The organism is Clostridioides sp. LIBA-7678 (genome assembly GCF_056716065.1).
Genome location: NZ_CP196987.1, coordinates 3,151,913 through 3,168,162 on the forward strand (window position 1 = coordinate 3,151,913; position 16,250 = coordinate 3,168,162).

The 16,250-nt window shown below is 28.9% G+C and carries 10 protein-coding genes; 1 reads left to right on the top strand and 9 read right to left on the bottom strand.

Annotated elements, in window-relative coordinates:
• Positions 1-39: 39 nt before the first annotated feature.
• The 7 genes from ACTG46_RS14850 to ACTG46_RS14880 form a co-directional block, all read right to left on the bottom strand.
• Positions 40-3,384 (bottom strand): diguanylate cyclase domain-containing protein, encoded by a 3,345-nt coding sequence (locus ACTG46_RS14850; protein ID WP_479923073.1) that lies wholly within the window; start codon positions 3,382-3,384, stop codon positions 40-42.
• Between the two features lie 236 nt (positions 3,385-3,620).
• Positions 3,621-5,486: an HIRAN domain-containing protein gene (locus tag ACTG46_RS14855; RefSeq protein WP_479923074.1), complete on the bottom strand. Its 1,866-nt coding sequence runs from the start codon at positions 5,484-5,486 to the stop codon at positions 3,621-3,623.
• Positions 5,487-5,700: 214 nt separating this feature from the next.
• The gene (locus ACTG46_RS14860) at positions 5,701-6,483 is read right to left on the bottom strand and encodes a shikimate kinase (protein WP_054277315.1); all 783 of its coding nucleotides are present in this window, start codon (positions 6,481-6,483) and stop codon (positions 5,701-5,703) included.
• A gap of 63 nt (positions 6,484-6,546) precedes the next feature.
• Positions 6,547-7,764 carry an MFS transporter gene (locus ACTG46_RS14865; protein ID WP_074178539.1) on the bottom strand — a complete coding sequence of 406 codons (1,218 nt, stop codon included), beginning with the start codon at positions 7,762-7,764 and terminating at the stop codon, positions 6,547-6,549.
• A 139-nt stretch (positions 7,765-7,903) separates the two neighbouring features.
• Positions 7,904-8,767, bottom strand: coding sequence for a shikimate dehydrogenase (gene aroE / locus ACTG46_RS14870; RefSeq protein ID WP_054271273.1), 864 nt, complete (start codon positions 8,765-8,767; stop codon positions 7,904-7,906).
• An 81-nt stretch (positions 8,768-8,848) separates the two neighbouring features.
• Entirely contained in the window at positions 8,849-10,771 is a 1,923-nt protein-coding gene (locus ACTG46_RS14875; RefSeq protein WP_054277317.1) for an oxidoreductase, read from the bottom strand.
• A 76-nt stretch (positions 10,772-10,847) separates the two neighbouring features.
• Positions 10,848-11,696: a sugar phosphate isomerase/epimerase family protein gene (locus ACTG46_RS14880; RefSeq protein WP_054271275.1), complete on the bottom strand. Its 849-nt coding sequence runs from the start codon at positions 11,694-11,696 to the stop codon at positions 10,848-10,850.
• Between the two features lie 412 nt (positions 11,697-12,108).
• Between ACTG46_RS14880 and ACTG46_RS14885 the strand changes: the two genes are divergently transcribed.
• Positions 12,109-12,990, top strand: a complete 882-nt coding sequence (locus ACTG46_RS14885; protein WP_021385590.1) for a LysR family transcriptional regulator — start codon at positions 12,109-12,111, stop codon at positions 12,988-12,990.
• A gap of 208 nt (positions 12,991-13,198) precedes the next feature.
• Here ACTG46_RS14885 and ACTG46_RS14890 read toward each other — a convergent pair whose 3' ends face one another.
• Entirely contained in the window at positions 13,199-14,062 is an 864-nt protein-coding gene (locus tag ACTG46_RS14890; protein WP_479923075.1) for a DUF3800 domain-containing protein, read from the bottom strand.
• A 156-nt stretch (positions 14,063-14,218) separates the two neighbouring features.
• The gene (locus ACTG46_RS14895) at positions 14,219-16,153 is read right to left on the bottom strand and encodes a cell wall-binding repeat-containing protein (RefSeq protein ID WP_479923076.1); all 1,935 of its coding nucleotides are present in this window, start codon (positions 16,151-16,153) and stop codon (positions 14,219-14,221) included.
• Positions 16,154-16,250 lie beyond the last annotated feature (97 nt).

Below are 16,250 nucleotides of genomic sequence, written 5' to 3' on the forward strand. Positions count from 1 at the left end.
ATATATTTTTCTTACATAGCAACAAGAAAAGGTTATATATTAAACTTTATATTCATTAACTTTATACTTAGTTATATCATTACAACACATTAGACAAGCTCCTTTTTCTTCATTCCATTCTATATATGAAGCATTTGCACTACTCCAGACATTAAGATTATCATTATACATCTCAATTGTACAGGACCTTTTTTCTTCATTAAGTCCATTCATTGGACAAATATCACAAGGCTCATCTCTCCCCCAAAATGCCTTGTAACACAATTGATTTATCTTTGCATTTGGGGCAATACTCAATGTCTTTTGATTTATGAATAATAGTTCATAAGTATTTTTATTTATTACATAAGTCCATGAATTCAAATTGTCCATAATTACCTTTGTAGTCTCATAAGATTTTATTAATTTATCTTGTTTATGTTTGTTAATCAAAAATACACTTAATATTTCTGATATAAAGGTCAAGGATTCTATTTCATCCTTTGTCCAAAATCTATTTCCATTACAGTCATCAAACCCTACATATCCACTGAATTCTCCTTCATCTAAGATTGCACACTGCAACATAGAAACAATCCCTTGTGCTTCCAATATTTCATATAATCCACCATTAAGTGTAGATATATCTTTACAATAAAAAATTCCTCTCTCATTAAAATATTGCTTATAATCTCCAATTAGACTATATGACACTTCTTTGAGATTCTCTATTTCTGGTTCAATACCATCATTACACCATTCAAATGTATTGCTACAATAAGTATTGTCATCCGAATTTTCAAACACATATGCACGACTTACATTATATGACCTACCAACCAGCTCCAAGATAAAATTTACTGCAGTATCAACATCTTTGGATTCATATAAAATTCTAAATATATACTCAGAAAGATTTTGTTTAGATGTAGATTTTGTTTTATATGCCTCATCAATATCTTCTTCTCCACCTAATACAGAAGTAAAGCTTTTGGTTCTTATTATTTCACTATCCATAGTTTGACTATTACTTTCACATATCCAATAGCAATCCTTACCTTTGTCTTTTGCTACATATAATGAATTGTCTGCACTTCTAAAAAGTTCATTAAAATTTTTACCATGCTGAGGATAAATAGCAATCCCTATACTTCCAGAAATTTTATAATCTTTATTTTTACCTGTAAATGAACGTCTAAATAAACTCATTAATTCATCTGCTTTTTGCTTTAGTATTTCTTCTGAATTCAAGTTTTTTAGAAGAATTAAAAACTCATCTCCTCCTATACGTCCGATAATATCACTGTCTCTAAAAATATTTACAAATTTAGATGCTATATCATTTAAAACTGCATCTCCAAATAAATGCCCTAGATTATCATTAATCCCCTTGAAGTCATCAATGTCTATTATAAACAATGCACTACGACATTCCTTACCTTCATTTTCTAAATAAGTTCTAACTAAATCTTCTGTTGTAATTTTATTATATAATCCTGTAAGTAAATCTCTCTGTGCTTTATTTTTAAATTCATCGTTTTTCCTTTTTTCTTTATCTATATCTGCAACAACACCTATAACACGTGTACATTGATTATACTTATCAATAATACTAGATAATCTAACTTTACACCAAATATATTCATTTTTTCCTTTTCTAAACCTAAGTTCTGTTTCATTATATGAATTGTCACCATCCATAGCTCTAGTAAAAAGTTCTATACACTTTTCTATATCATCTTTGTATATCATTTCCTTTTCTAGCATATTCTCAATTAGATTATTTCTTACTGGTTTGTATCCAAATTTCTTTTCCCATTTATCAGAAATATTTACTGTATCTGTATTTAAGTTCCACTCAAATACAATGTTATTCTCTTGGTCCATAACAATTCTATAACACTCTTCACTTACATCTAATCGTTCTTGTGCCGACTTACTTGATGTAATATCAATCACAACACAATATACCCACGAATGTTCATGCTTATCTTTTACTATTTGTCCTTTATCTAATAACCAGCGTATCTCTCCATCTGAATGAACTACTCTATACTCAACTTCAAGTATATTACCACTTTTTAGTTGCCTTTCTAATTTATCTTTCACTATTTCACGGTCATCTTCATATATTACATTTAACAACTTGTTATCAAAAAATAATTCAAGCTCTTCTTTTGTATATCCCAATAGGTTTTGATATCCTTCATTAACAAAATTAAATATGTAGTTTCCATCACAACTGTATTTATATACTCCTCCAGGAATATTTGCAGTAAGCACCTTTAAATCATCATTTATTCTTTTTAGTTCTTCAGAATTATTGACCATAGTATCAATCAGACTATTGAAAGCAGTAGTAATTTTAGCATACTCGTTATTCGTATCAAGATTAAATCTTATACTCATATCTCCATCTTTTATTTTTTCTATCCCCTCAAGTAATTTACCCATAGGATTTAAAAAGTGTTTTTTTACATATACAGAAATTATACATATAAAAAATATAATTAAAATCATAAAAAGTAATACAGCAATTATTGCCTTGTCAATTGGCTTCATTATCTCTGATGCCTCTACAGTACTTAATATAAACCATCCATCTGATACCTCAGAATAATATCCAATATTTTTGATATGGTCTTCAGAGTAACTTATAAATCCATCTGGATTATTTTTAAAATTTTTAGAATCCCATTCTTTAAAAAAACTTTCATCATCTATTATATTTTCATATTTATATTTACCATCATTGGCTACTACATTTCCTATAGGGTCGATTACAATCATTTTACCAGCATTAAAAGAAGGTATATCATTTATTATATTTTTAATATAGTCTGTATCTACAATAAAGGATACAAAACCTTGATATTCATTATTAATCCAAATTGGATACCCTATTACAAAGTTTCTTTTACTTATATAAAAACTCTTCTTATTATTTATGTTAGAAATCTTTAAACTATCTTGTGGTAAGCCTTTAAATCCTGAACCTGACATTAGTGCTTTTTTATTAATAATATTTTCATCACTTGATGCTACTACTACATCATTTTTATCAATAAGTGACATTCTAAGCAAAAATTTTTCTTTATTATTAATATCTTTTAGTATACTATTTATATTTTCTTGTTTTACTCCATCAACTATAATTTTCTTATTTTCATTGGATAAATACTCTTGAATTTCAGCAATTTGAGAAGTCGTTTTTAATGTAATCCCTTTTTGACTAAAAAAACTCTTTAAACGTTTTGATTGTATTATTGTAGCTGTTTTAATGTTATTTTTCATCAATTCATTAGAATTTTTAGTAAACTTGTGTATACAAATTCCAGCAATAATTATTGATGGAATTATTGAAACCAATATAAGAATAATAAATATTTTTTTTTGTATCTTCATAAGTTCTCCCCCTATTTTTAATAAACAATATAAATATAAAATTCTTTAAATATTTACTATTCATTTATTTTACTTATAAAACTTATGTATTTATTCCCCCAAATTAAAACCATATTTACAGATTGCAAATTAAAATTATTTATATATTCATTGTATTTTAAATTTTTCTATATTTCAACTAGATAATATCAAATGTTACTGTTTATAATATAATTCTTAAGCAATATATAGGATTATTAGTTTATAACTTTTACTTTTCTCTTATCTAATACCATTTTCAGAGAATTTTCAACTGTTTCAATTACATCCTTATAACTTAAATACACATTTGCATAGATATAATCTTCATATAAATTGTATTCAGTTACTCTACAATACAATAACTTGCCTCCATCTATTAAGTTACTTAAAATATAATTATCTTTTCTTGGAACATAGCCTATTACATACCCAGTTTCCCCAACTATTTTAATAGCATTTTCATCATACAAATTATCTTTCTCTCTATTTAGATAATATATCTTACTCTTTTCTAATTCTTTTTCAAGACATTCTCTATTTCTAAACCTTGAACCAGCAACGGCTACTGAAGTTAAGTATATATCCTTACCATGTTCATCCACTTTTATTTTTTCAATATTTACAAATTCTTTCTTCAAATTATTGCTTTCATATAATAATCTTCTAAGTTCATCCTTCAGTCTTATATTTCTTTCTTTTTCGTAAGCTTCTTTAACTATTTTCAACTCTTCAAGAGATAATTTTTCTCTGTATCTTTTTAAAATATTTATAGATTCTTTTCTTACTTCATTTATATTTCCAAATATACCTTTTAAAGATATATTTTTCCCTTGTGGATATAGTGAATTACTACCTTTAATTACAATAAAAAATAACATATCATCATAATATTCTTGTGTTAATCTATCTTTTTCTATATCTTCCATTTTCCCAGTTAAATCATCTAGGTTAAATTTCTTTTCAAAAAAGTTTAATAATTTTAATTTAGAACTCGTCTCTCCTTTTTTAGATATATACCAATATACTTCAAAATCTCTAATATCTCTATCCAAATACGGCAACAAATCATCAAAGGATAGATTTATAGCATAAATTTCTGACATTTTTATCATGTCTTCTGTTTTTCCATTTGCATTTTTTAATGCTTCAAAATATATGTCCTTCCACTTTTCACTAAGTAAGACAGCATTCATTTCTTTCTCGAATTCGACTTTATCACATTCTATATTTTCATCTTTCAAGACATTTATAGCTATTAAAAAAATTGAATATAAACTTTTAAAGGTAGTTCCATATGTCACTACAATTGGTAAAAATTGATTTACTAATATAACTTTATTTCCTATGTATTTAAACTCTACACTTAATAGATAGTTACATATCAGATGTGCTAAGTTATTTATTTTTTCTCTATCTAAATCTCTTCTTTCAAGATATTCATATAAATCAATAATAGAAACAATATAATTAATCAATAATCGTTCATATTTTGTATCTTTGTAACCTTCCTCAATCAAATAGGAATTTATTTTAGAATCCAAAATCTCCATGTTAACAATAGCAAATACTTTTATTGAGCCGGTAGCTTTTTTAGATAAATTAAATAAATATGTATTGTAGAATTCTAGTTTCTTAATAGTATTACTCAAATAAAATACATATTCTCCAGATTTAGAAAATGTATCTACAACTTCTCTTATATTTTCCACTTCTAAATATTTCTCACTTAAAACTAATCCAAGTTTTACATACTCAGCCTTTTCACTTTTATATATTAATTCTTTAGTTAGCTTACATAACCATTTCTTATCAATCATCATTTCTTTTACCAAAGTGTTTATCTTTTTTATAAAAATTTCAAAATAGCAAATTAGAGGTTTAAAATTATTATTCTCCAATAAATAGATTTCATTAGATTCACTTTTATACATACTTAAAATTCCATCTACTAGATTATTTGCAAGCTCTACTTGTTCTCTTAAAGGTATATTTTCATATATACATAAGTAATTCATTTCAAAGTATTCTTTGTATCCATCATAACCCTCAACTTCTTGCAATTGTTTAAAAATACTGCCCATTAAATTATCCTCCTTTACATGATGTAATTTATATTGATTATACTACTTATTTCAACAAGTTTACATTTCTACACAAAAAAATATTACTAGAATTTGAAATTCTAGTAATATTAGTAAGATTTATTATGTAAATACCTTATATTCTAGCAGTAAATAATACCCTTATTTGTTTAAATGCTAATTTTTTTAATATAAGACTATTATAATGTTAAATTTATCTATCAAATTCAGTTAACTTTACAATCATCTCTTCACAAATCTCTTTTATTGTCTTATTATCTGTATTGATAATAATATCTGCAGATGCCATATATTTTGATTCTCGTTTTTTCATTAGGTCAGATATAAATTCTACATTCATATTATTATTAAGTATCGGTCTTTCATCACTATGTTTAACACGTTGAAGAATAGTTTCTGGGCTTGCTGTCAATAAGACAACCCTTCCATTTTTTTTCATATATTCTACATTTTTATCTCGGAGTACAATCCCTCCCCCACAAGAAACAACAAGACCTTTCTTTTGTTGCAAATTTATTAGAGTTTGGCTTTCAAGATTTCTAAAATACTCCTCCCCTAGCTTCTCAAATATTTCAGAAATACTCATACCTTGTTGCTCTACTATATATAAATCGGTTTCTACTCTTTCCATCTCTAATAAATGACTCAAGTATGATGATATAGTGCTCTTACCTACACCCATAAATCCAACAAGCATTATATTATAAGAAAATAAATTTTTAGCCTGTATCCTCTTACTTGTTTTAACCATATATCTAAAAACATCTATAATTTCATTTTCAAATTTATTACCCTTTAATTTATTAATTAATGCCACTTCTTTTTTATTTTCATACTCTGATTGTAAAATAGGCAGACCGTTTTCTTTTTTAATATCTATAATATCCTTTATACATTCCATTCTTTTCTCAAGCAAATTTATAAACTCATCATCATATAAATCTATTTTTTCTCTTATCTTTTCTATATTTTCCATAGTGACACCTCAGCTTTCAAACTGGATAAAATTAAAAATCCTTACAATTATATTATACTAATATTAAACATCATAATCATACACTTTTTCTTTTCCATATCTCATATTTACAAATAAGGCAAGTAAAATTCCAACAAAAGTTATAGCCACATTAAATAATACAACATATTTTGGTCCATTTACTCCACCTGATTTTGTAATAATACCTGCTATGTTTAATATAACATAGTTTGCTATACTCGATGCAATCATAACTATAGACGTTATTTTTCCTTTATTAGTTGGAAACATTTCATTTGCTGTTGATGTGGTTAATTGAAGAACACCACCTGCTGCTGAATAACCAATTACAAATCCTCCTAGCATACAAATAGTTGGTGTTTGAACAAAATATACTATTAATAACATAAATAAGGCTATTATAGGATATATAACTAGTATTCTTATTGGCTTAATATATTTTTTAATAAGTACAGAAGTTATTAATACTGCACATATTACTCCCATTGAGTAGAAAGACTGAATTTTTGTAGGGTCGGCCATGCCATATAATTTTCCCAATTCCTGATTGCAATTTAACCATAGTACAAATGTTGATGTACATGTAAAACCAATGCAAACAAGAGCTATACTTGTTGGTGTAAATTTCATCTTTTCTGATTTAACTGTTTTTCCTTTATTATCAGTAACATTATTAGCTGGTGGAAATGGTAATATCGCTATCAAAATTGCATCTATAACAATAAGAATCGCTGTCACTATAAAAATAACTTTAAATGATATTGAATTTGCTGCGACAAATCCAATTATAAAAGGAAGTAAAAATTGTGCTAAAGCTATTGTAAATTTAGTAAACATATTAGCTATTGTTCCCAAACTAGCAAATATCTCCATACAAGAAGGAGTTACACAAGTATCTAAAAATGAATTTGCTGCTCCCCCAATTATTGCAAATACATATGCTACATAAAAATTTGGTGAAAATACAATTCCAACAAAGAAAATTGCATGTAGAAAATTTCCTATAAGTCCACTTACTTTTCTTCCATACTTATCTGAAATAGGCCCTGCAAATGGATATGATATAAGTCTACCCAATCCTAATGCGGCAATAACAGCTAAAACAATACTTACATCTAATGTACCATCTGATAATGTTTTAGCCCCCCACATTGATGAAAATTCTGGTTTATATTGTCCTAAAATTGAAATTCCGATACCAAGTAAAAAATATGAAAAATACAATGCTATGGCAGTAGGATAATACTTTTTATTGTTCATAGTTCTTCTCCTATTCTTGTTAATTTATTAACATTTTTGTGTACAATAAACTCATCACCATAATGGGTTTAAAGTATAGTCAAACCTTTAAACCTGACTAGACTGTGATATATAACCCACTATGACAATTTGTAAATTACTATTTAAAACACAATTCCTTAATCTCTTCTACAGGCATTTCTAATCCAGTGTATAGATTAAAGGCTTCTGCTCCTTGATATAATAACATTCCTAATCCGCCAATAGCTTTACATCCATTAGCTTCTGCATCTTCAATCATTTTTGTTTTCTTTGGATTATAAACAACATCTGTTACTACCAATTCTTTTCTTAAAACACTAACATCTTTTATATTAGTTTCATTATCATAAGGTTTCATACCAATAAGAGTTGCATTTGTCAATATATCACTTGATTCTATCTCTTCATAAAGCTTTTCTATATCATCCAAGTCATATAGGTTAACAACACATTCTGGTACTTCTTTTTTTATATTCTCAACTGTTTTTTCTGCTCTTTTATAAAAATCATCCTTAGCATTGAAAATAGATATTTCTCTTGCACCATCTAATGCACATTGTACCTGTATAGCAGTTGCTGCACCACCAGCACCCATAATTGTAATCTTTTTATCTTTAACTTCTACTCCATTTTCTTTTAAATTACGAACATAACCTACCCCATCTGTTATATGACCAACTAACTTTCCATCTTCATTTACAATTGTATTACATGCTCCAATTATACGAGCTGCTGGAGAAAGTTCGTCCATATATTCTGTAACAGCAGATTTACATGGCATAGTTACATTAGCACCCTTTATATTAAAAGTTTTTATTGCCGAAAGTGCATCTTTTACCTTATCTACTGTAATATCAAAAGCTAAATATCTATAATCTAAATCTAATTTTTCAAAACTATAGTTATACATCACTGGTGATTTAGAATGACCAACTGGTGTACCTATTAATGCAAACAATCCTGTTCTACCTGAAATTTCCATAACTATCTTTTCCTCCCAATATTATCATTTTCTTTGCAAATAATCTATTCAACTATTTGCAAAGAAAAATTTATTTATTATTTATATATTTAATGCTACCTCAAATGCTTCTTTTGTTGCATCTAATGCTCTACGTGCTTTTACTGCATCTCCAACAACATGAGTTTCTTTTACAAATTGTTTTACAACCTCGCTTAATGGGTCATAATTACGAGAACCCATAGCAAGTACTACTGAGTCAAATCCTTTTAAATCATGTTCTGTACTATCTGCAAGTAAATAATCAACACCATCATCATAGAATTTAGCGACTTTTGCTCCAGTAACAGTATGTATATTATAATTTTCAAAATCATTCATAAGGAACTTGCGGTGCTCTGAAATTACATCTGCACCAACTTCTTCTCTAAGCTCAATGACAGTAACCTCATGCTCTTGTTCTCCAAGGAAAGCTGCTACTTCGCAACCAACCATTCCACCACCGACAACAAGTACTTTTTTACCACAAGTTTTCTTACCATCAAGAAGATCTACAGCATGTATTAATCCTGAGTCATTAATTCCTGGTATAGGAAGTACAAGTGGAGTTGCTCCAGTAGCTATAATAACTGCATCAGGTGATTTTTCTTTTATAAGTTCTACTGTAGCTTCTGTGTTAGTACATATTTTTACACCATATTGATTACATTTTGAAATGTAACTTCTAACTAAATTAGTGATATCTCCCTTACCTGGAGGATATGCAGCTAAACGCATTTGACCACCAAGCATTTCAGATTTTTCAACCAAAGTTACATTATGTCCTCTTTTAGCACATATCCATGCTGCAAGCATACCTCCAACGCCTCCACCAACAACAAGTACTTCTTTACTAATCTCAGCTGGTTTAAGTTCTGCTTCATGACCTAATATAGGATTTGCAAGACAGGCTATAGGTTTCCCTTGGAACATATTTGGTACACATCCTTGCAAGCATGCTATACATGGTATCATTTCATCTAGCTTTCCATTTTTAGCCTTATTAGGCATTCCTGGGTCAGCTAAACTTTGTCTACCAAATGCTACTAAATCACATCTACCTTGTCTAACCATTAATTCAGCAAATTGTGGTTCTGTATAACGTCCAACTGTTATTACAGGTATACTAACAGCTTTTTTTATTTCTGTGACTAATTCTGCACTGAATCCAGCATGTAAAACTGTAGGAGCCCACATATATTCATCATGTATATGTATACTACGAGATACATGAAGTCCATCTACTCCACAATCTTCTAGATATGCTGCTATTACTGAACTGTCATGTACATCAATTCCACCTAAGATATCATCTGTACTATTTATACGGCATAATATTGCTAGAGAATCTCCTACCTTTTTACGTATATTTTCAATAATAAGACGAGCTAATCTCATTCTATTTTCAAAACATCCCCCAAACTCATCTACACGCTTATTTGTTCTTGGTGATATAAAACTACTAACTAAATATCCATGAGCGCAGTGAACCTCAACAGCATCTGCACCAGCTTTTTGTGCACGTAATGCAGCATTTCCATAAGATTCTATAAGCTCATATATTTCTTCAGTCGTTATTGCTAATGGTGTGTTACGACCATTCGATGCAGGTATTGCAGATGCAGCTTTTAATGGATGACCTGCTATTTTTTCATTTCCCTCAGAACCAGCATGTTGTAATTGTATAGATACCTTTGAACCTGCATTATGGCAAGCATCTATTACATTTTTAAAACTATCTATTGTACTATCATCATATAAGCAAGGTTTACGGGGACCTCCTTTTGCTTTTTTGTCTACAACACTGGATTCTATTGTTATCAATCCAAAACCACCTAAAGCACGTTCAAGATAATAAGCCTTAGAGGTTTCACTTAAAGTCCCATCTGTATTTGCAAAATTATTTCCCATCGGAGGAACTACAAAACGATTTGGAACTGTCATCGAACCAATTTTTATAGGTGTAAACATAGAACTAATCTTCATAAGGTTTTCCTTCCTTTCAAGTTTCAATTTAAAATTTTCATATTATAATACTTGTATATTTTTCTATTGTATAGATTTATTTTGGAGATACTTCAGGCCATGCTTTATCTAAAACGTTCTTAGTTGCATTAAACACAGTTTCAGCAGCAGTTGATAATCCCTTAGATATTAAAGAATCAGATATTACTTCTGCCCCTATAACTCTTGGTGATATATTGTGTTCTTTTATTATTTTCACAAATTCTTCTGTGTTTCCATATCCCTCACCTGGAGCCAAACGGTCATGTAGTGATTCATCTCTAAGTTTTTCATAAGGAGTTTCTAAAACATCACATACTTGAATTGATACTATCTTGTCTGCTGGAACAGGTGCAAGGTCTTTTGCTGTCTGTTTTGCTCTAGCCCAGTGCCAAGTATCTAATATAAGCATTGCATTTTCACGATTACATCCCTTAACAACACGCCATGCAGTAGCTAAGTCTGGTACACCACTATATGGCATAAACTCAAGACCTATAATAAGCTCTCCTGCTCTATCACATAATTCTCCTAGTGCTTTTATAATTTGTTCTTCTGGTATCATTTCTAATAAACCACAATTTATATGTTTAACATTAAATAAACGAGCCATATGATAAACATTTTGTTCTTTTTCTCTTTGAGCCTCTGTTCTATCTTCTTCTGTTCCCCATTGAGTTATATATTCTACTTCTGTAACCTTCATATTATATTCATCAAGAATCGCAAGCATTTCTTCATCTGTAACGCCAGCATGTTTTGCATCTACATAATTTTCAGCTCGTAATCCAATACCATCAAAACCAGCTTCTTTCGCAATACGTACTCTATCACGGAATGAAACTTCTGTACCTAATGTATAAGAACTAATTGTAATTGGAATATTAAGATTTTTTTGATTATTCATGAGTTAAATTTGCCCCCTTTATTTTCTTTAAAAACAATAGTGTTTTTGATTTTATATTTTTAATTATCCTACTAGTAGTATTATTTAACTTTAAAAACAAAAGTGTTTTTTGATTTATCTTTATCTAGATTTTATAAATTTATTGTACCATGAGACTTTATTAATAACAAATTGATAATTTCCTATCAATTCATAGATTTTGTTTATAGATTTTATTTACAGGATAATTATTTTACTTTTCTAGCGCATGATATAAATATCTTTATCATATATTTCAGACAAAAAACGATAAATTTCTTTAAAAGCTTTTATTCTTACTACATAATCATATATAATAAAAATGTGAAAATATCTTAAAGGTCAACTTCTCCAAATATATAAATAAAAATACTCAGGAAAGGATGAACAAAAATTGAATTTATACCACCTACGCTATTTTGTTACACTGGCACATTTAGAACATTATACAAAAGCAGCAGAAAATTTATCTATAACACAACCAAGCTTAAGTCATGCTATATCTTTGCTAGAAAGTGAACTTGGAGTGGCTCTATTTGAAAAGGAAGGTAGAAATATAGTCCTTACTAAATATGGAAAAATATTTTTAAAAGATGTGGAAAAATCATTAGAAATTTTAGATTCAAGTGTAAAATCATTAAAAATAACTGGCACTGGTGAAGGGCAAATCGACTTAGCCTTCCTTAGAACACTTGGTACTGACTTTATCCCTGATATAGTACATAAGTTTTTAAAATCTAATCCTGATAAATCAATAGATTTTAAATTCCATACTGGTGTAACTACAGACATTATTCAAGGTCTTAAAGAAAGAAAATATGATATTGCATTTTGTTCTAAACTTGAAAAAGAAAAGGGAATTGAATTTATACCTGTTGCTAAACAAGATTTAGTATTAATTGTACCATATAGCCACCCATTAGCTGCAAAGGATACTATAGACTTAAAAGAAACCATACCTTATCCTCAAATAGTATTTAATCAGAGAAGTGGGCTTAGATATATAATTGATGATATGTTTAAAAAAATAAATCAACAACCTAACATAGTCTATGAAGTAGAAGAAGACCAAGTCATTGCTGGATTAGTTGCAAAAAATTTTGGAATTGCAGTAGTCCCAAATATGAATATGCTCAGCTTTACAAAAGTGAAAGTAATTCAGATTGTTCACCCAAGTTGGGAAAGAAATTTCTATTTAGCGGTTATAAAAGATAGATATTTACCTCCTGCAATTAAAAACTTTAAAAATTTTGTCATTAAAAACGCTCAGCTATAATTTATTGATAAAGGGGTTATTTTCAAATATCCTCTTTTATTATTTTTATAAAATAAAAAAATCTATACTTTTAAAAGTATAGATTCCTAACTGACAGTCGGCATCCGAGTCTCAGTAATTATCGTTATACAACAGCAACTGAGTTCCAGTTCCTGAATAACTAAGTTATTTACATTATAACAGACTTTGTAATACTTGTCAATACTGTTTATCTCATTTTTTCAAGCCATGGTCCAACAGGCTCTATAATAGGAACCTCTTTGAATCCCCAATTTCTTATGTCATTCACACTAGTCGGAGTATATATCTTATTTCTTATAGATTTAAATATTTTATTTTTTTCTCCATATTGCATACACTTTGGATTAGCTTCTATTAATCCTCTTCTTGCTCTACTAAGAGGATTACATAAAATATCTGCTATCTCCAAACCTTCTCTATAATCTACATCTTCCTTTTTAGCAATTATAAACCCTTTAACCTTATCTCTTAATTCTTCATCTATGTCTAAATATATTGTTCCATTATTAAAAACATCGAAAAATGCCTTTTGTACTTTTAAATTTGATACATCATCCCTTGATTCGATAACTATTCTTGCAGATTCCACAGTTTCATTATTTACAAACGAATAAAAGTTCTGAAGTACATGTATAAAAGCCACTACATAAGGTTCTTTTGAAGGCGCATAATATTTTTTTAATCTAGCTTTATCTACTGTTACTGATATTATAATACACTCTAATCTAGATAGAAATAAGGGCAACTCATCATAAAAAAACTTAATCTGTGAATCATCAAACTTCTCAAAAGCTCTTGATTTTCTCGATATATCCGTCAAATGTATTCCTATATTACTAGTCCCAAAGCACTGTTCTTTAAATACATCCATTTCCTTCCTTAAGGAACAGACATAATCTCCTTGACTCACTGCATATTTATATTCAAAAATTACTCCTGTTAATGTAAATGGGTCTTCATGATTTATATCTGCCCTTCCACTTTCATCGATAAACATTATATATTTTTTCTTTGTAATCTCACTCACCCTCTTAACATATGATGATAGCATCTATATCCATTTTATATGAGTTTTAAAAATATTCCAAGATTTTTATATAACTTAAATTTAAATTTAAACTAAAAAATTGAGATGTAAAAACAATCAACGCCTTTGGCGATTGGATTTCACATCTCAATTATAGTTATTTCTCAATGTATAGTTCTATTATTTTCCAATAATATCCATTAATTTATCCATTACTATATAAGATACTCCTCCTCCAATTTGATAAGGAGTTTCAACTTTTTTATTTGCAAATACTCTTTGTTGTTCTGATGATAATCCTGAATTATCCATTAAAACTATTGGTGAATGTAGTTTTACAGCTAATGGTCCAGCTGATAAAGCATCAACTAAAGTATCTGATTTACTAACTAATATAGCCTGTAAATCAACATCTCCATAGAATTTCTCTATTACTTTCGCATTAGTATCTACTCTGCTATTTCCATATATTCTATTTCCTGAAACATCTTCAGTAGTTATCTCGTTCATTTTTGCTATTGTTGAATCATTAATTGCACTTGGTCCACCTATAAAGTATGCATTTTCTAATTTTCTTTCTGTTAGCCATGCATAAGATTCTTCAGTTATTCCATCTTTTTTAACTAATATTATAGGTTGCTTTTCTTCTCCAGCTTTAGAAGCTATAGATAGCGCGTCTGCTTCTCCACTTCCAGAAACCATATAAGCTGTTTTTATTTCTTCCCTACTTCCAAGTTCTGTAGCTATTTTTGTAGCAGTCTGGTATCTATCTTGACCTGCTATTCTCTTTGTTTCTGTATTAAAAGTAGTTTTTATTTCTTGTTCTAATTTAGAGCTTATTGCATTTTCTCCACCTATCAATATTACTGTTTTAGGTGCTAATAACTTCATTTGTTCAATAGTCTCAGATGGTAATTTATCTGTATTAGTAAGAAGTATTGTTGAGTTATAACTACTTGCCAAAGGAGTAGCTGTTATACCATCAGCTATTGCATTACCATTTACTAATACAACAGTATCTGAACTCTCAGCATTCCAATTTCCAACTGAACTTATCTTCTTAGCTGTATCAAATCTATTTGCTCCTATAACTGTGTCCCATGTAGGATTTATAGTTCCATCTTCATTGAAAGTATAATCTTTTCCTTCTATTTGTTGAGTGCCAGTTAGCATTTTACCATCTTTATCTAAATAGTAAGATTTTCCTTCTATTTGTTGCCATCCTGTCTGCATTACTCCTGTTTTGTCAAAGTAATATTTGTTACCATCTATTTCTTTCCATCCTATAACTGCTAATCCATCAGCATCTAGATAGTATTTCTTTCCATCTTTTTCTTGCCATCCTGTTTGCATTACCCCATCTGCATTAAAGTAATAAGTCTTTCCATCAATTACTTTCCATCCAGATACTCTTACTCCATCAGTTCCCAAGTAATATTTTTTGTTGTTAATTGTTTTCCATCCTGTTTGCATTACTCCTGAAGCATCAAAATAATACATTTTTCCATTTATTTTTAACCAACTATTTTTTTGGTATGTTCCATCAGATTTTACATAATACTTCTTACCATTCTCTGTTTTCCATCCTGTTTGGTTTAAATTTATCTTATATTTTGCTGCTATTTTTATATAACTATCATTACTATAATCTATAATTACATCTGAACCCACTGGAACTTGGTCAAATAACCATCTAACTTCTTTATTATGCATTCTTATACATCCACCAGAAATATGCTTTCCTATAGAACTCTCATCATTATTTCCATGTATTCCATATGTATCTCCATAAGTTCCTTTTAACGCTAGTCCCATCCATCTATCTCCTAATGGATTTCTTGGACTTCCTCCAGGTATATTACCTTTATAATATGGTCTATTTTTTATCTTATTAACTACTTTGGTCTTCCCTGTTGGTGTCTCTGAACCTTTTTTCCCTGTTGCAATTTTAAACTCTTTTACAAGTTTACTATTTACAAAGTATCCTAGAGTATTTTTTCTTGAGTTTACTATAATTACATGCTTACTAGCTGCACTTGATTCTGGTACACCACATGCAAATACTAAAACTAAAGTCAGTGCTAGTACTAAATACTTTTTTAGACTTTTTTTCACTATAACTTCCCCCTCTTTTAGAAACATTACTACATGTGTCTAATTATAACATAAAATTACCAATCCCTTATATTTACAAATTTGTTACATTTATACA